This is a genomic window from Thiofractor thiocamini (assembly GCF_055384375.1).
This window is the reverse complement of record NZ_AP042389.1, coordinates 1554305-1572065: the sequence shown is the minus strand read 5'-3', so window position 1 is coordinate 1572065 and position 17761 is coordinate 1554305. Positions and strand designations below refer to the sequence as shown.

The following is a 17761-nucleotide window of genomic DNA, read 5'->3' as shown; positions in this document are numbered from 1 at the left end:
AAAAGGGTTAAAAATTTATCACATAGGACACCTTCGCTTTATATTCGTTGTAACTACTATTTGGAGTATTTTCTATATCATTATGTTTCTTTTCGATTAAAAATCTGATGGATTTTTTTCCTTTGCTGTCAAGTTTATAGTTGGCTCTCGCTTGATAGGATGAGTATTTGCTATCTTCACTCGCTTCTTTGAAAGCGTATCTTGAGAGGTAATTTAAATCAAAAGATAGTCTTGAATTGTGAGTGTATCCAAGATCAAGTTTTAAACCGTAGTTCGTATCAGTATTGCCGGCGGTTGAAACTCTTTGTTGGTTAACGGTGACGTTTACACGGTATCTTCTCGTTTTGGAGAGTCTTTTTTTGTATCCTATAGTAAATCTTGCCGATTTGGATATATTTGAGCTTGTATTGTTGTCATTGGCATCGCTGTAGTCAAGACCCAAGGCATATCTCCAGCCGCTTTTTTGTCTTAGGTTAAAAGTCAGACCTGCGGTTTTGGTGTTGGAGTCCGTTCCTCTTCCTTTTATGTCCATATTTGAAAACCGTACATTCACATCCGATCTTTTGATCGATTTTGGTCTGTAGTTGAAAGATATATGCTCATATGAAGTTCTTTGAGTTCCGTTTAAATCGTTATCTAAATTGTCTCTTTTAAATCTGACTCCAAACCTGGAGGTCAGTCTGTGACTTATCTTCCAAGTGTTTGAGTTTTCAAACTGCTCCAAGTCTTTGTTGGCACTTCCTGCAAGTGATACGTATTTTGGTGAAATTCTTGTGTAGGTAAAGTTGCTCCTTAATTTTCTAAGAGAAGGTCTGGTCATCAGTTTTAGCTGGAGTGCGGTATGTGATGAAGTGGGTTTGTCATTTTTTAAGTCATCGGTTCCATTGGTTAAGCCAAACCTGCCTTTTAAAGTAACATATCTGTTAAATCTCCATTTGCCGTCAACTCCAAAACTTACACCTTTTTTTCCTAAAACGGTACTGTTGGTATCGCCTGTGGATAGGTCATCTTTGTATCCCGCAACACTGAAAGATATCTCCTGAGCTCTTTTGTATCTATACTTTGCTTCAAAAGCTCCGCTGTAGGCATCAGGTTGTTCATTGTCGACATTTTCCACGGTCTCTTTCCATGTCGCTTTTTTAAGACCGGCTATAAACATATAATCCCAGGCTTTATCCTTCTTTGGCGATTTGTAAGTGGCTTTAAAACCTTTCACACTTCCGCCAAATACATAAGGATTTAAAGAAGCTGAAACATCACCAGCTTCAAGATACCATTTTTTATTTTTGAAAAAAGAGTGAAAATACAAAAGAGTAGCACCGTCTTTTTCTATAGCGTTATCATTGGTAAGTCTACCTCGTATCTCGATACCGGCACTACCGTTTTTAACCGGTCCTAAAAATCTCAAGCTCAAATCCTGGTTGTGAGTATACCCCTCTTTGTCGGCTCCTTGTCCATTTGGGCCGTCAACATCAACGGCTTGGAAGTATCCGTTTAACCGACCACTATATGTCCAGCTTTCCTTTTTCTTATCCTGAGCTGAAAGTAAAGTCGAAAGAATAAGTACAAAAAGCAATATCTTTTTCATTTTGTATATCCTTGTTTGTAATTGATGAGCATTGCTAAAAGTCTGCTATTTACGTTTACTGTAGCTTTGTTGTTGTCTTCATTTGATTCGTCTATTAAGTTGTTTGGATCAACTTCAATCGTTCCGCCATATATGCCTACACTTCCACAGCTGATTTCTCCTGTTGATTCTCCCGGAGCCAAATCTCCTGAGTATTCGTTCTCTGTAGGACCGGCTGCCCCATTGCCACCAGATGTAAGCTTATATTGAATTGCACCGTTGGTTGTAGGTGCATTTCCTATATTTTTTATAGAAAAAACGCCACTGTTTATACACTGCTCTTCTATAATCAAGTCAGGCTTTGCGCTGGATTCTCCACCGGTTTGAGGCGTTTCCTCCCCCGCAATATGAGGTACTTCCTTTTTCCATTCCGCAAGAGAATTCCCCCATAGATTGTTACCGGCCAATTCGATGAGTTTGTATTTACCGTTTATCTCATCGAACAAGAACCTTGAGTATCCTCGCTGGGTTAGTTCGTCCGAACCGTTTATGAGTTCATATCTTTTTTCCCATTTTACATATAGATATCTTTTTACACCGTCACTTGTTATCTTATCTATCCAATAGTCAAAATCAAGTATTTCATAAGTCCTGAAATCTTTTTCTATGGCTTGTTCAAAGAGCATAAAGTCCTGTAAGAACCTATCTTCGCTGACAAGTGAAAAAAAGCCTTCTTCGTTCTCTTCTTCATAGTTTTGCATCAATTCTTTGAAAACAGACTTTACTTTGTCATCCCTTGTTTGGTTGTGAATGATGATATTTTTATCAAACTCGTTTGCCGCATAAGAGAATGTTGCAAAGATTAGTATAAAAACTAAAAGTATATTTTTAAGCATCCGGACTCCTTTTTTGTCAACTTTAAATAATTATAACACAATTATATTGCAAAAGCGTTGCAAAATTAAGAAAAAGAACTAAAATATAAAAATAATTATAAATAGTTAATTATAAATACAATAAACTTAACAGGTCGCAATCTCTAATCACTGAGGTGAGCTATGAGCGATAACTGCATTATTTTGTTCACTTGATTCATCTATTAAGTTGTTTGGATCGACTGTGATCAATATATCTGAAGGAGAACCTCCATATATCATTTCATCACCCCCTATAGGAGAAATACCACTGATGCATGGTATAGGGTCGCTGCTGTCTCCTGCCTCTATATCTGAAGAGTACACATGTGGGTTTGTGCCTATGGGAGTTCCTACTCCGTGAGAATCGATAGCCATAAGTGAATACTCTATCTCTCCTCTACTTGTTCCGGTTGAGCCTATATTTTTGATTATAAAGTATGGATGATTGGGATTGTCACTACAATGTTCTTCTACAGTCAAATCCGGCAATCCGGTTTTTTCTTTCTCTTCCCCAGCTATATGCGGTACTTCCTTTTTCCATTCCGCAAGAGAATTCCCCCATAGATTGTTACCGGCCAATTCGATGAGTTTGTATTTACCGTTTATCTCATCGAACAAGAACCTTGAGTATCCTCGCTGGGTTAGTTCGTCCGAACCGTTTATGAGTTCATATCTTTTTTCCCATTTTACATATAGATATCTTTTTACACCGTCACTTGTTATCTTATCTATCCAATAGTCAAAATCAAGTATTTCATAAGTCCTGAAATCTTTTTCTATGGCTTGTTCAAAGAGCATAAAGTCCTGTAAGAACCTATCTTCGCTGACAAGTGAAAAAAAGCCTTCTTCGTTCTCTTCTTCATAGTTTTGCATCAATTCTTTGAAAACAGACTTTACTTTGTCATCCCTTGTTTGGTTGTGAATGATGATATTTTTATCAAACTCGTTTGCCGCATAAGAGAATGTTGCAAAGATTAGTATAAAAACTAAAAGTATATTTTTAAGCATCCGGACTCCTTTTTTGTCAACTAAAGGGCATCTCTAAAAACCCTATACGGATCATAGAAGCTTAATTTGGGGTGAGATTTGAATAATAAAATTTGAAGTACTAGCCGTAGCTAATTCGAAAATTTTATTATTTGAAGATCGCCCCAAATTAAGCTTCCCTTCGGGCATTAAGAGGTGGATTATATACTGCGTTAAATGTTCTTGAATTAGCTATGGCTAGTCCTGCAAACATTTGCCTTGTCTATAACCCACCTCTTAATGCTATGACCGTATAGGGTTTTTAGAGATGCCCTAAAATAATTATAACACAATTATATTGCAAAAGCGTTGCAAAATTAAGAAAAAAGATTAATATGTTATGATAAATATTTGTAGTTAATTATGGTAATGTTATCCGTTAAGATATGAAGCTATAAGGGATGATATTGGACTTATTCGGAGATTTTGGGAAGTCTTGTCGTCCACTCTCTTAGACTTTCTCCCCAGATGGCATCCCCACCCAATTCCAAAAGCTTGTACTTGCCGTCTACTTTGTCAAAAAGCAGTCTTGAGTATCCTTTTTGGGTAAAAGCATTTGGGTTTGTGCTGTTTTGGATGAGTTTTTTCCATTTGACATAGAGATATCTTTTGTTGCCGTCACTTGTTATCTTATCTATCCAGTAGTCAAAATCAAGAATATCATAAGTCCTGAAGTCTTTTTCGATCGCCTGTCTAAAAAGCATATAATCTTCTAAAAAATTATCTTTACCTACCAAAGAGAAAAAACCCTCTTCATTTTCTTCCTGATAGTATTTCATAAGTTTTTTGAAAGTCATTTCTATCTTTTGATTGGCGTTTTGAGAGATATTGTTCTTTTTGCTGCTCATGGCATATGAAGTTGAGCTAAAAAGTAAAAGTATGGTAAGAAGTATATTTTTAATCATGATATATCCTTTTTGGCGGGTTGCAAATTATTATAACATAATTATATTGCAAAAGCGTTGCACAAGATAGTTTTCAGCGCGAAATGACGATTTTGTAGCCAAGTGAAGGGATGGTTTTTATGAATTTGTACTTCAGTTTTGCTCTAAGTCTACTGACAAGTGCTCTTCTTGTATTGTCATTTGGCAGTTTGTCCGGCCAAATCACACTTTCCATTTCATTAAAAGTTACGACTTGGTCTTTGTTTGCAACAAGTAGTGCTAAAAGCTCCCTTTCTCTCTTTGTAAGAGAAATGTTTTTATCATTGCATACCAACTCTTTGGTGTTTGAATTGTAGCTGAATTCTTCATCGAAAATGATATCCCCGGTATCTTTTTTGCTTTCTTTTTTTCTTAACGATATCTCTATGGAAGCCTTTAAAGACTGCGTGCTAAAAGGTTTTGCCAGATATGCACACGGATTTGTCTTCAAAGCTCTTTCGAGCACTTCAGTATCATCAAGCGCAGTTAGATAAATGATAGGGATATCATAGTATATGCTTATCTCTTTTGCTGTCAAGATACCGTCTTTTTCACCATCTAAGCATATATCCATAAGGATGAGATCGGGTTTTTTCTCTTTTGTAAGAGAGATGGCATCCTCATGATTTGAAGCAGACCCTACAACTTCATAGCCAAGCCTGACAAGGCTTGAAGTAAGATCCATAACGACAAGACTTTCATCCTCGACTATAAGGATCTTTTTCACTTTTTCTCTCCTTTGGAAAGTTTATGATATACCAAAATGTATCATCTGTTTTAAGTTCTATTTTACCTTCAAGTTGTTTTTCGACTAAAGCCTGAACGAGACTCAAACCCAAAGAATCTTTTGATGTATCACTCTCTTCTTTTGTTCCGTTATCATGAATTTCTAAGAAAAAAGAATTATCTTTTTCACTTAATTCTAACATAATTTTGCCATTTTTTTGTTTAAAAGCATGTTTCAATGAGTTGGATACAAGTTCATTTATGACCAGTCCTACATAAACGGCTTTTTTTAACGACATAGAGACATTTGCCGATATATCTATATCCACATTTTCCATGCCGTAGCTTTTTTTGATATCCTGAGCGAGATTGGAGATATAATCTTGCATATCTATACTACTGAATTCACTGTTTTGACAGAGTATCTGATGTGTTTTTGAGATAGCGTTTATCCTGTTTTCCAGTTTTGTCAACTGCATCAGGCTGTTTTTGTCATCGATGTCATTCTTTTGGAGTCTAAGGATCGACAGTATCATTTGTAGATTGTTTTTGACTCGATGGTTTACTTCCCTTAAGAGTATAACTTTGTCCTCAAAGGCACTTTTCAACTCTTTTGTTTTTGTTTTTACCTCTTTTTCCACCAGGTCATGTCGTTTTAGCATCTCATCAATTAGTTTTCTTGTTAGTATATTTTTTTGATTTGTAAGTATATTGATCTCATCAACAAAAGCCAAAAGCAAAAACAAAGCTTCCAAAAACGTTAAAGCCATTATAAGTTCAGGGAATTTATACATAACGGAAAAAAGACCCAAAGAGTCAAATATCATGAGTATATATCCAATGATCAAAAAAATCCAGCCGACTATAAAAAATCTTGCCTGTTTATTCCCATGTTGATATATGTATATACCGCTAAATGTATTGAATATGACAAACAAAAATCCTATGATGATAACAGGTACAGGTTTGTAAAAGTAGGGTGCACCAACTATGGGTGTCAAAAAGATAAGTATATATATGAAAATATTGTATACGGTATCGATGGTTTTGAACATATGGGTTTTTAAAAAGCTTTTTGCAAAAAGAGCCGCAGCTATGATCATAAGAGCGATCTTAGGAACCACTATAAGATCATCAAGGCGCGTAAACCATGCAGGAGCATATATGGGTAAAAACCCTATGTAAGTCATTTGCTGAAATATGAGAGTGAAGAGATAAAATGAGTATAGTGCATAACTTCTGTTTTTTGTATATATGAACAAAAAAAGTGAATAAATGATAAAAGCACACAAAAGACCTAAGAAAAAAAGTATAAAGCTTTGTTCGAATTTGTCCTGCTTAAAAAAAAGTCTTTTTGACTTCATATACAGGCCAAACTCCAAGGTGGTCGTTTTGTTTATGATGTTTATGTAAAAAGTTGATTTTTCATGTGATTTTAGGGTTATTGTTACAGAAGGCATTATAACTTGCGCACTATGTGTTCCAAGTAGCCCTTTGGTTGCTATATATCCTTTTTTATCGCTGTAAAATATGACTTTTTCCAGCAAAGGATTGTCAAGTAGTAGAACTTTTGAAATGGTTTTATTTGTTTTGTTGTTTAAAGTTATCTTTAACCAGATATACTTATCAGGACTAAATCCAAAATTGATATGATGTTTTTCGATTTGTTTAAAACTTTTGTTTTTTGCAGAATCATATGATATATCTTTTTTTGTGATATGGATCTTCGCATGAGGCAAAAGAGCAACATCGGTGGTTTTGGGTGTTATGTCAAATGAAAACAGTTCAATGGCAAGCAAAAAAAACAAAACGATGTATCTCAACATAAAAATATCCTAGAAACAATATAAAATATACAAAAATTTTACCATTTTAAGAATATATTTATAATTAATCTGTTAAAATTAACTAAACAGTTAGTTAAGGATATATCATGGGAAGCGTAAGGGACAGTAAAAGAACGCAAAAAAAGATCATCGATACAGCTATGATATTTTTTGCAAAAAACGGATTTGACGGAGTGAGTGTTGATCTTATAGCCAAAGAAGCCGGGATCAACAAAGCCATGATCTACTACTACTTCAAAAATAAAGCAAAACTGTATGAAAAAGTGATAACTGTTGTTTTGGACGAGATATATGAAAAAGTGGAAAACGATATAAAAGATGAGAAGCGACCAAAAGACGAGCTTAAAGTATTTATATACACTTTTTCCAAGTTTGCATGGGAAAATCCTTATCTTCCTGCTTTGATGTTAGCAGAGCTTGGTAACGGCGCTAAAAACCTACCGGATGATATGTTCGTAGGTCTTAAAAAGATATTTGCCCTTCTTGGTGATATACTTCAAAGAGGTGAAAAAAAAGGGTGTTTCAGTGATGTAAAACCTATCATCATACACTTTATGATAACAGGCACCATCAATCTTTTTGTTTCCACAAGAGAGCTAAGGCAAAGAGTGGCAGATGAATTTGGGCATGATGTTTGCAACGAGTGTGATATAGAAGAGTTTTCAATGTACCTTTATGAGAAGATAGTTAAAATGTTAAAAAAGGAGAAGTGATGTTAAGAGTACTCAGTTTGATAGTGGTGTTAGCTATCGCCGCTATGGATCTAAATGCTACATCCATGAAAGATTTGTTTACGGCACTAAGAAAACAGCCTGTAAGCAAAGTCGATGAGGAGGTAGCAAAGATAGCCAAAGCCGCCCGGCAAAAAGTAAATGCCGCGTATTATCCGGTAGTCAATGTTTTTGGAAATTACACACATTATAATTCTCCAACCAATCTAAGACCGCTTGATCCGTTGGCAACAGCAAGGCTGAGTGCAAACGGTGATCCTTTGCCTTTTGCGCAAACCATACAAAAGATAGGTATCAAAGCGACTGTGCCGGTTTTTATAAAAGAGCTTGCATCTTTGAGCGAAAAAGCCAAGCATTTGGCAAAAAGCGCCAAGCTCAAAAAAAGGCTTAACTTTTTTCAAAATGAAGCTGTTATAGTAGCTTCCAACTCTTCACTGCAGTATCTTGATAGTTTGCTTCAGGCTTTAAAAGCAACAAGGGAGTCACTGCTTAAAACAAGGAGTGATCTTAAGATATCAGTTGAGAGTGGAAGATCTCCGGCAATCGCACTTGATAAGATAGATGAAAAAATCAACCAGATAGATATAACTATCAACAATGTACAGATAAAAAGAGCTTCACTTTTATCTTCCATTAGAAGGCTTACAGGCATAGAGCTTGAAAAGCCGGTTTCTATGACTTTTGTAAAAGATGTGACAAAGAGTTCATTTTTTGCTTTAAAGCCACTTGAAGAGTCTGTAAAAGCAGCAATGAGTGATTATAAAGCTTCAAAAGAGAAAAGATACTATCCAAAAGTTGCTCTTTCACTTTTATGGAGTGAAAATTATGCTCAGCATGATGTAAAACTTGATAAAGATGTACATAGAGGCTACGGATACTATAGCCTTGGAGTAACTGTCCCACTGTTTGATAAAACGCTTGATAGTGATATGCAGATAAAAAAGATAACTATCATGAAAAACAAAATGAAACTTGAAAAAACAAAAGAGGAATTAGCTGCTGAGGTCGGTGCGCTTGAAAAGCAGTTGAAGCTTTTAACAAATTCAGAAAAACTAAAAAAAGACACTATAAAAAAAGAGGAAAATTTGGTTAGATATGCAAAAGTCGCCTATAAGGAGGGAAGGATGACTGAAGAGGATTACTTAAGATATGAAGATGCACTCATAAGTAGCAAATCAAACTACTATGAAGCAGTATCTCAAAAATGGCAAACCATAGCAAAACTTGCCGTGATATATGGAAATGATTTAGAAGGAGTAGTAAGATGAAAAAGTTAAAAGGTATTTTGATATTTTTAGTAGTTATACTGGTTATCGCTGCTGCTGTTAGGGGCGGGCTGATGCTAGTAAAGAAAAAAAGAGAAGCTGAGGCAAAATTGCCAAAGCCGGTGGTTTATGATATGAGAGTAAAAACTATGAAGCCAAAGGTTTCTCATAAAGTTTTAACTCTTCCTTATCTTGCACTTACAAAAAGCAATGATGATGTAAAGATCAGCTCAAGAATGAGTGGAAGAATTTTGTATATCGTTCAAAACGGTAAAATGGTAAAAAAAGGTGAAGTAATTGTAAGGATAGATGATAAAGATTTGAAAACAAAGCTTGATTCGCTTAACTTTTCCATAGATTCACTAAAATCTCAAATCAAATCAAAAGAGATAGCACTAAAAAATCTTTTAAGAACTCATGAAAGAACCAAAGAGCTTTTGAAAGTAAAAGGTGCATCAAAAGAGCAGTTTGAAAAAGAGCAAACTCTTATAAGTGCTACAAAAGCGGGTATAAAAACTTTGGAGTTAAAAATCAAAGAAGTTGAAGCAAATAAAGAGGCGGTAGAAAATACACTCTCTTATGCAGTTATCAAAGCTCCTATAAACGGTATAGCAATGAGGCTTTCAAATGTGGGGGATATAGCTCTTATGGGAAAACCGCTTGTTAGTATAAATGCTAGAACAAATGGATACTTGCTTGTTAGACTTCCTGCAAATGTAACATCAAAAGAGATAATTTATCAAGGTAAAAAGTATCCTATAACTCCTCTTGGATCAACTTACAACGGACTTTTGGAGTATGTAGCAAATATAAATGCCAATCTTGCAAGCAATCAAACAGTCAATATAGATGTAGTTATCTACGATGGAGACGGTTACTTTATGCCTCATGACAGCATACTTGATAGAGATGGGCAAAGTAGTGTCGTAATACTTGCAAACAACCATGCAAAAGCAAAAAAGGTCAAAATCGTAGCAAATGGTGAACAAGGCGTAGTAGTTGATGGAGTAAATCCAAATGAAAATATAGTCGTTGAAAAACAAGATATACTTTTGAAACTGCTTGGTGGTATAAAAGTAAGAGCAATCAACTAAAGGATTTGCCATGATATTTGAATATTTTTATAAAAGACCGTATCTGTTATACAGTTTGATCGCGGGTTTTTTCATCATGGGAATCATAGGGCTTAAAACTCTGCCCAAAAATCTTTTTCCGGATGCTAACCCGCCAAAGATAGTTGTTATCACAAAAGTTCCCGGAGCTACAGCCAAAGTTGTCGCTTCCACGGTATCAAAACCTATAGAGCAAGAGCTCTCAAGGTTGGGGTTAGTAACTGATATAAGCAGTGTAAATGTTGCCAATATGTCTATAGTTAGTGCTGAATTTGGATATAAAAAAGGTTTAAATGCAGCTGCTGTTGATGTTGCAAATGCACTAAACATAGCAAAAGCCAAAATCCCAGCAGGCTTGAATCCGGCTATCTATGCAGCGGGAGACTTTACGCTTCCGGTTGATGTTATAGCTTTAAGTCCTAAAAACAGCTCCATAACTTTGGCTGAAATTAGAAAAATCGCTGATAGCTTTATAAAGCCACGCCTTTTAAGCAATAAAAACATAGGAAATGTAGAGGTTTTCGGTGGTTATCAAAGTTCTATCAATATTGAGATAGATCCATTTAAAGCCAAAAAGTATGGAGTGGATTTTGATACCATAGTAAAAGTGATAATGGCTCAAAACAAAGATATACCCGTTGGTTTTATAAAGGGTAAAAACAGCTTTTTTACGGTAACCATATATGGTGAAAAAGATAATGTTTTAAGACTGAAAAATCTACTTATAAAACCAAATGTAAGACTAAAAGATGTAGCCGATGTTAAGTGGGGATACCAAAAAAGAACAAGTGGATATATAGGAAACGGAAAAGATGCGATTGCTCTTTCAGTACAAAGGGCACCCGGTGGAAGTGTGCTTGATGTAAGCAAAGCAGCTCGTGCGGAGATGAAGAAACTTGAAAAAAAGTATAAAAATATAAAATTTGAGATAAGTGATACTCAAAGAGACCTCATCGAACAAGCCAATACAAATATGCTTGAAGCCCTAAGAGATGCTGTTATTTATACTCTTTTGGTTATTATGATATTTCTTGGTAATTTTAGAGCTATTGTTGCGGCGGGACTTTCTATACCTATGGTTTTCTTTGCTACGATTGCTATCATTTGGATGACAGGCGGAGAATTAAATATAGTTATCTATACAGCTATCATCTTAGCTCTTGGTATGCTAACCGATGATGCGGTAGTTGTGCTTGAAAATATAGAAAGACACTTGAATGAAACCAAAGAGAATCTTCAAGAAGCTATCAAAAATGGAACAAAAGAAGTTTTGGCTCCGGTTTTTGCAGGTACTTTTGCAACTATCGCTATACTTTTTCCACTTATGTTCGTAGGAGGATTTCCACAAAAGATCTTTAAACCGCTCATCGAAACTCTTATCATAGCACTTTTGGTTAGTTACTTTTTGTCTATCACTTTTATACCGCTTTTATCAGCATGGCTATATAAAAACGGAACAGGTAAAACAAAGATAGAAAAAGGTTTTGAGTGGTTGTATCAGCACACTATCGGTGAATTGGTCGAACCATATGAAAGTATCATAAAGTTTTCAAACAGCGGCGGCATCTTTAAGTATCTAAGAAGAATGATGCTAACTGTAGGCGTTATAGCATTTTTAATTTTTAGTATGAAAAATGTTATGCCTACTATCGGTAAAGATGCTATGCCTCCTATGGATACGGGTATCATTGAAGCACATATATCTTTTAGTGCAAATGAAACAGTTGATAGTGAAGAAGCTAAGTTAAAACCGTTTTTACAGTGGCTAAATAAACAGCCTTGGGTTATAAGAAGTTCCATATCATTTGGTAGTGAGCCTGGAGTCTTAAGCCTTGGAAGCGGCAACTTGCCTACTGAAGCTACTATAACCATAGATGCGGTAAACAGGTTTGAAAGAAAACAAAATCTTTGGCAACTTGAAAATATCATAAGAGGCAAATTGGCAACCTTGGAGGGCATAAAAAGAGATGATGTTTTTGACTTTGGTGCAACAGCTCTATCTTCTATAAAAGCTACAGTTGATTCAAGGATTACAGGATCAAATCTTGAGGGAATGAGCAAATATGCCCAAAAAGTAAAAAAAGCTATGCTAAATGTAAAAGGTTTAACATCTGTTTCTCAAAGTTGGGATAAAGATTTTACAGAGTACATCATAGATGTTGATAGAAACAAAGCTTTAAGATACGGCATCACTCCATTTCAAATCGCTATGCAACTTCCTATAAAAGGACAGGTAGTTTCATTAAATGCTAACTTGGAATCTATGAATACCCAATTTGTGAGGCTTTATCTAAAAGATAAATTTACAAAAAATCTTGAAACATTGAAGCTTTTTCCGATTTCAACAAGATTTGGAGAAATCCCTCTTAGCCAAATCGCAACCATAAAGAAAAATATCACTTATGCAAAAATCGAACGAGATAATATGCTCTATAGCATAGATGTAAACGGTTACAGGGCAAAGAGGCCGGTTACTCACTTGACTGATGATACCCTGAAAGCTTTACAAAAAGTCAAATCAGATAATTTCAAGATAGAACAAACCGGAGATATAGCTCAGATAAATGATAGTTTTAAAAGGATGTTAAAAGCTATCGGTATAGGTGTTATCATACTTACCATGAGTTTGATAGCCATCTATAAATCGGTCAGGATGGCATTTATCATGATACTTGTTTTGCCTCTTTCACTTATAGGTGCAGCATGGGGCATGATGCTTTTTAATAAGCCAAGTTGTATGCCCAGCCTTTTGGGAATACTCCTGCTATTTGGTATCATCATTAAAAATGCGGTACTTCTTATAGACTTTTATCAAGAGTACAGGAAGGAAAATCCTCCATTTGAGAGTGCATTAAAGAGTGTAACCGTTAGATTCAGACCTGTTATGATGACAGCGTTTGGAACGATAGCTGGAATGGTGCCTATAGCACTAGAGCAGGCGATAGGACTTGAAAGACTTAGTCCTCTTGCAGATGTTGCGATAGGCGGACTTTTGGTGGGAACTTTACTAACTTTGATATATGTTCCTATGTATGCGTATATATTTGACAAGGGTAACAAAAAGAGTAACCCTATAAATATCGCAGAAGAAGAGATAGAAAAAATAGTTTAAAAAGGAGAAAATTATGGATGAGATGGTAAGAAATACTATGATGAAAGATGTGCCACCGATGAAGGTGGATGTGGAGAAACTTATAGAGCTTTTAAATGAGGACAAGGCGATACTTCTTGATATAAGGTATCCTTTTGAAACAAAAGTATGGGGAGTTAAATTTGCCGTGGAGATACCTTACAATGAACTTCCTGATAGACTTGATGAGTTACCAAAGGATAAGGCTATAGTTTGTGCATGCCCTATGGAGTACAGGGCAAGTATGGCAAAAGAGTATCTAAGGTACAAAGGATTTGACGCCAAAACCTTAAATGGAGGCTTGCTAAAACTCATGGAGAGGCTAAAAGGCGGAAAAGCAAAAGATATAAAGGCGTGAAGCATAAGTTATGAGTGGTGAGATTGTTATCTCGCCACTCATGAAATATCGACCAAAGGGAGATATCATAGATGAAGCAAAAAAGGTTTGAATTTTCGCTTGCAAATTTATATCTTATGGTATATTCACTCTTTTTGCTTATTTTGTCTTTCGTTATGGTTTATATAGAGCCAAAGGAGTTTAAAAACTTTTTTGATGCTTTGTGGTGGGTCGTAGTTACCGTTTCAACTGTAGGATACGGTGATATGGTGCCTCATAGCGAAGTCGGCAAGGCTCTTTCCATGCTTGCTATCATAGGTGGAGTTATAGCCGTTTCTTTGCTTACGGCTCAAATAGCAACGAAACTTATAACAAAGAAGCTATTTGAGAAAAAGGAGTATCTAATGACGGATAACTTAAAAAATCACTTGGTCATATGCGGATTTAAAACCCCTAGAAAAGAGATACTAAAAGAGTTCAAAGAAAAATACGGTGATCAGATAGTTGTAGTTTATCATGAGCTTCCTTTGGAACTTGAAACTGTTTTAAAAGAGCATTCTTTAAAGTTTGTTCAGGGGAATTATAACGAAGAGGAAGTTTTAAAAAAAGCACATATTGAAAAAGCTGATAGGGTTATGATACTAAATTCTCATGATGAATTTTCTGATGCAAAAGTGCTTGAAACGGTTATCATCATCCGATCTCTAAATAAAAATGTATATATCATAGCCGAAATAGATAACTTAAAATATGAAAATTATCTCGTAAAGAGTAAATGTGATGAGATTATCATGAGTGAAGAGTATAATCGATTTTTACTCTCAAAGTCTATATCAGAACCGGGCATGTCAAAAGTCATAAGGAAACTTTTAAGAACGGAAAATTTTCATATACAAAAAAAACATCCTTACTTTAAACAAAAATATAAAGATGCTTTTGAAAAAAGTTTACTCTCAAACAACATACTGCTTGGAGTTGTAGAAAATGATGTATCTCAAAGTGAAGTTAAAAAACATATACTTGACAGTATGCACTTTGGAAGAGATGCCACAAAATACAAAGATATGTTAAATAAGATAAAAAATAACGAAATGGAGAAAAATGTTATCATTAACCCGGATGATGATTATATCATAGCTGAGTTTACTTCCATAATTTTGATGAAGAGGTGAGTGATGAACTGTTTTTGGAAGGGAGATGTGGTATGAAATTGGATGATAAAGGGATATTTGCTGATTTAAATGATGATGAAAAGCAGGAATTTGCTAAAATATTTGAAGAAAAAGCATTGCAAGAAAGTACAACGCTAAGAGAAGAGGGCAAAAAGTATGCAACTGCTTTTTATCTGCTTGAGGGAGAGATAGGCGTATATAAAAAATCTTCCGGTAACGAAACAAAAGTAACATCCATAAATGACACACAGGATATTTTTTTCTCTTTTACTTCATTGATTGATGCAAAAAAAAGTTTGACTACTTTGATATGCGCCAAAGAGTGTAAAATCGCAGAGGTAAAAAGAGGTGATTTTTTTAATTTTTGTAGTAACAATCCCAAAGCAGGGGTAAAAATCCTAAAAAAAAGTTGTGAAATGTTAAGCAGTTTTTTAAGGATAGGTGATGAGAGGCTTATGCAAATGTACAAAACCTTGGAGGAGGTACTGTAATGATAGATAAAAAGATAGAACTTATAAAAGAGATATATGATATAAAAGATGATGACTTAAACGAAAGAAAAGAGGTACTTAAAGAGATAGAAAAATTTGCCGATGAGGTTATGGATAAGTTTTATGAAGTGTTGCTTTCAAAAAGTGATTTTGCAGTTTTTATACCTATGGATAAAATTGATGCTATGAAAAAAGTTCAGATAGCTTTTGTGAGTTCTTTGTTTAGCGAACCGTTTGATGAAAAATTATATAACAAGATAGCCAAAGTCGGCATAACCCACTACCACATAAAGCTTGATCCTCTTCATCTTTCTTACGGGTATCATTTACTCTCAACTTTGATACTTGAACAGTTGAAGAAAAATCCCGCTTTATTACCTCATTTAAAAATCGTTATAAAATATCTTAAAGTAGCGGAAGCTATCATGGATGAAGAGTATTTTGAGCAAAAAAATATAGAAAATTCCCCATACAAAGCCAATGATTTATCTGCAGCCATAAGAGAAGTAAACAGTGCATACTTGCAGTGCTCTAAAAATATAGATGCTATCATAAACGGGAAGTTAAACTCTATCAAGGAGAAAAAAAAAGAGAGATTTGAAGAAAAGCTTGATGCAGCATCAAAATATAGAGATATACTTTTGGATATAGGGCTTGATATATCTCTTATAAAAAGATATTGCACTATGATATCAAATGCCAAAGATGATGAACAAAGAGCAAAAACCGCTAAAAGTTTAAAAGAGCATATAAAATCATCTCTAAATGATCTTGAGACTACTTCATTTTTGAGTTTGGATAGTTCGCTGCATGTTGTAAAAAATATCACGGATATAGTTTATAAAAAAGCCGCAATCACAAAAAAACATGACTTAAGCGCAGAACAAATCAGAAACAATATCTTTACAATTATCTTAGATAGCTTCGGCTGGGCGGTTGAGAGTTTAAAATTTGAAAAAGAGGAAAAGAAAGATAAAGATTATGATGTTGTAAAACATTTTTATATAGATGAAGATATTTACTATCTTTGCGTGAAAGTAAAAACCGTATCAAACAAGATATATATAACCGAAGCACTTGATCTTCTTTGTGAAATCATCAAACTGACATTTTTTATCCTTAGAGTCGATGATGCGTAAAAGAGGTATCTTATGTTAGAATATTGCTATCCTTTAAAAGAGGGAGAGATTTTAAACGAAAGTCATTCCAAGTGGCCTCTTTTTGAGCTAGTTATATATGGTAGTAAAAATGAAACTCTTAAGATTTCAAAAAGGATAGTTTGCACTATAAAACATTTTCCTGTTAGGGTAAAGATTTCTTATAGCCATGATACATTAAAAGCTGTAGAAAAAGGTGCGGGCTCTGACCCTAGTGTATTTTTAAATGACAAACTTCTTTTTGAGGGACTCATTCAAGCAGAAGAGATAGAAAATATATTTAGGGCATCTCTAAAAACCCTATACGGATCATAGAAGCTTAAGTTGGGGTGAGATTTGAATAATAAAATTTGAAGTACTAGCCATAGCTAATTCGAAAATTTTATTATTTGAAGATCGCCCCAAATTAAGCTTCCCTTCGGGCATTAAGAGGTGGGTTATATACTGCGTTAAATGTTTTTGAATTAGCTATGGCTAGTCCTGCAAACATTTGCCTTGTCTATAACCCACCTCTTAATGCTATGACCGCATAGGGTTTTTAGAGATGCCCTTTAAAAAAATATTGGAGAAGAAATGAATTTAGTTGAATATATGGAGTATTTTTTTATAACTCTAACGGTGTCCTCTTTTTTTGCTCTTGGTGGAGTAGGGAGTGCTGTGGCACTTGTGCCTATCTTCGATATGCTGGGGCTTAGTTTTAATTTGGCTAAAACCATAGCACTTTTTATCAATACTTCTACAACCATAACAGCTAGTATCATGAATATAAAAAGAAAAGTGCTTGATGTGAAGTTTGTGTTTCCTTTGGTGATTTCCTCCATGCTTTTATCACCGGTTGGAGCTTACAGTTCAAAGTATATCAATGTACATTATGTAAAGTGGGGATTTTTATCATTTTTGGTTTTTAGTGCTACCATGATGATGTTTGCCAAAAAAGAGGCAAAGTTCAAATATGAAAAAAAATGGATACTTTATGTTGTAGGAGCTGTAGTAGGGTATATATCAGGACTTCTTGGTATAGGTGGAGGAGCGTTGGTGTTGCCTCTTATGATACTTCTTGGCTATGATGCCAAAAAGATGGCGATAGCGGTCAGTTTTATGATACCTTTTTCAACTTTTAGCGCATTTTTGTCATATATGTCTTTTGTAAAGATTGACTGGATTTTACTTGCCATTACGGCAGTTGCCGCAATCTTGGGAGGATATATCGGCAATGCCGTGATGCATTTTAAACTCGAAGCTAAACATATCAAAAAGATCATAGCCGTGCTTTTATATATCCTTGCTTTCAAAATGGCTTATTCATTGTTGACTTAGATAGACAAAATAGCTATAATAGACAAAATAGACAAAGGAGTAT

General features: G+C 34.9%; 16 protein-coding genes. 10 read left to right on the top strand and 6 right to left on the bottom strand.

Annotation, left to right across the window (positions count from 1 at the left end; all coding sequences use genetic code 11):
• Positions 1-7: 7 nt before the first annotated feature.
• The 6 genes from ACZ47B_RS07985 to ACZ47B_RS07960 all read right to left on the bottom strand — a co-directional run bounded on the left by ACZ47B_RS07985 (position 8) and on the right by ACZ47B_RS07960 (position 6985).
• Entirely contained in the window at positions 8-1588 is a 1581-nt protein-coding gene (locus ACZ47B_RS07985; protein ID WP_464894019.1) for a hypothetical protein, read from the bottom strand.
• Complete coding sequence (locus ACZ47B_RS07980; protein WP_464894018.1) at positions 1585-2463, bottom strand: hypothetical protein; 879 nt, start codon at positions 2461-2463, stop codon at positions 1585-1587. The genes ACZ47B_RS07985 and ACZ47B_RS07980 overlap by 4 nt, the downstream gene beginning before the upstream one ends.
• A gap of 147 nt (positions 2464-2610) precedes the next feature.
• Positions 2611-3492, bottom strand: coding sequence for a hypothetical protein (locus ACZ47B_RS07975; protein WP_464894017.1), 882 nt, complete (start codon positions 3490-3492; stop codon positions 2611-2613).
• Positions 3493-3923: 431 nt separating this feature from the next.
• The gene (locus ACZ47B_RS07970; RefSeq protein WP_464894016.1) at positions 3924-4415 is read right to left on the bottom strand and encodes a hypothetical protein; all 492 of its coding nucleotides are present in this window, start codon (positions 4413-4415) and stop codon (positions 3924-3926) included.
• 73 nt (positions 4416-4488) lie between these two features.
• Positions 4489-5160, bottom strand: coding sequence for a response regulator (locus ACZ47B_RS07965; protein WP_464894015.1), 672 nt, complete (start codon positions 5158-5160; stop codon positions 4489-4491).
• Positions 5132-6985, bottom strand: a complete 1854-nt coding sequence (locus ACZ47B_RS07960; RefSeq protein ID WP_464894014.1) for a 7TM diverse intracellular signaling domain-containing protein — start codon at positions 6983-6985, stop codon at positions 5132-5134. The genes ACZ47B_RS07965 and ACZ47B_RS07960 overlap by 29 nt, the downstream gene beginning before the upstream one ends.
• Before the next feature lie 107 nt (positions 6986-7092).
• Here ACZ47B_RS07960 and ACZ47B_RS07955 point away from each other — a divergent pair, with 107 nt between their 5' ends.
• The 10 genes from ACZ47B_RS07955 to ACZ47B_RS07910 all read left to right on the top strand — a co-directional run bounded on the left by ACZ47B_RS07955 (position 7093) and on the right by ACZ47B_RS07910 (position 17718).
• Entirely contained in the window at positions 7093-7719 is a 627-nt protein-coding gene (locus ACZ47B_RS07955; RefSeq protein ID WP_464894013.1) for a TetR/AcrR family transcriptional regulator, read from the top strand.
• A complete protein-coding gene (locus ACZ47B_RS07950) occupies positions 7719-9005 on the top strand; it encodes a TolC family protein (RefSeq protein WP_464894012.1) in 1287 nt (428 codons plus the stop codon). Before ACZ47B_RS07955 ends, ACZ47B_RS07950 begins: the two co-directional genes overlap by 1 nt.
• Entirely contained in the window at positions 9002-10096 is a 1095-nt protein-coding gene (locus ACZ47B_RS07945) for an efflux RND transporter periplasmic adaptor subunit (protein ID WP_464894011.1), read from the top strand. Before ACZ47B_RS07950 ends, ACZ47B_RS07945 begins: the two co-directional genes overlap by 4 nt.
• Positions 10097-10106: 10 nt before the next feature.
• A complete protein-coding gene (locus tag ACZ47B_RS07940) occupies positions 10107-13226 on the top strand; it encodes an efflux RND transporter permease subunit (protein WP_464894010.1) in 3120 nt (1039 codons plus the stop codon).
• 13 nt (positions 13227-13239) lie between these two features.
• Positions 13240-13602: a rhodanese-like domain-containing protein gene (locus ACZ47B_RS07935; RefSeq protein WP_464894009.1), complete on the top strand. Its 363-nt coding sequence runs from the start codon at positions 13240-13242 to the stop codon at positions 13600-13602.
• Positions 13603-13673: 71 nt separating this feature from the next.
• Positions 13674-14753, top strand: coding sequence for an ion channel (locus ACZ47B_RS07930; protein ID WP_464894008.1), 1080 nt, complete (start codon positions 13674-13676; stop codon positions 14751-14753).
• A 32-nt stretch (positions 14754-14785) separates the two neighbouring features.
• Positions 14786-15244: a Crp/Fnr family transcriptional regulator gene (locus ACZ47B_RS07925; protein ID WP_464894007.1), complete on the top strand. Its 459-nt coding sequence runs from the start codon at positions 14786-14788 to the stop codon at positions 15242-15244.
• Entirely contained in the window at positions 15244-16383 is a 1140-nt protein-coding gene (locus ACZ47B_RS07920; RefSeq protein ID WP_464894006.1) for a protoglobin domain-containing protein, read from the top strand. Before ACZ47B_RS07925 ends, ACZ47B_RS07920 begins: the two co-directional genes overlap by 1 nt.
• A 12-nt stretch (positions 16384-16395) precedes the next feature.
• Positions 16396-16716: a hypothetical protein gene (locus tag ACZ47B_RS07915; RefSeq protein WP_464894005.1), complete on the top strand. Its 321-nt coding sequence runs from the start codon at positions 16396-16398 to the stop codon at positions 16714-16716.
• Positions 16717-16974: 258 nt separating this feature from the next.
• Entirely contained in the window at positions 16975-17718 is a 744-nt protein-coding gene (locus ACZ47B_RS07910; RefSeq protein ID WP_464894004.1) for a sulfite exporter TauE/SafE family protein, read from the top strand.
• Positions 17719-17761 lie beyond the last annotated feature (43 nt).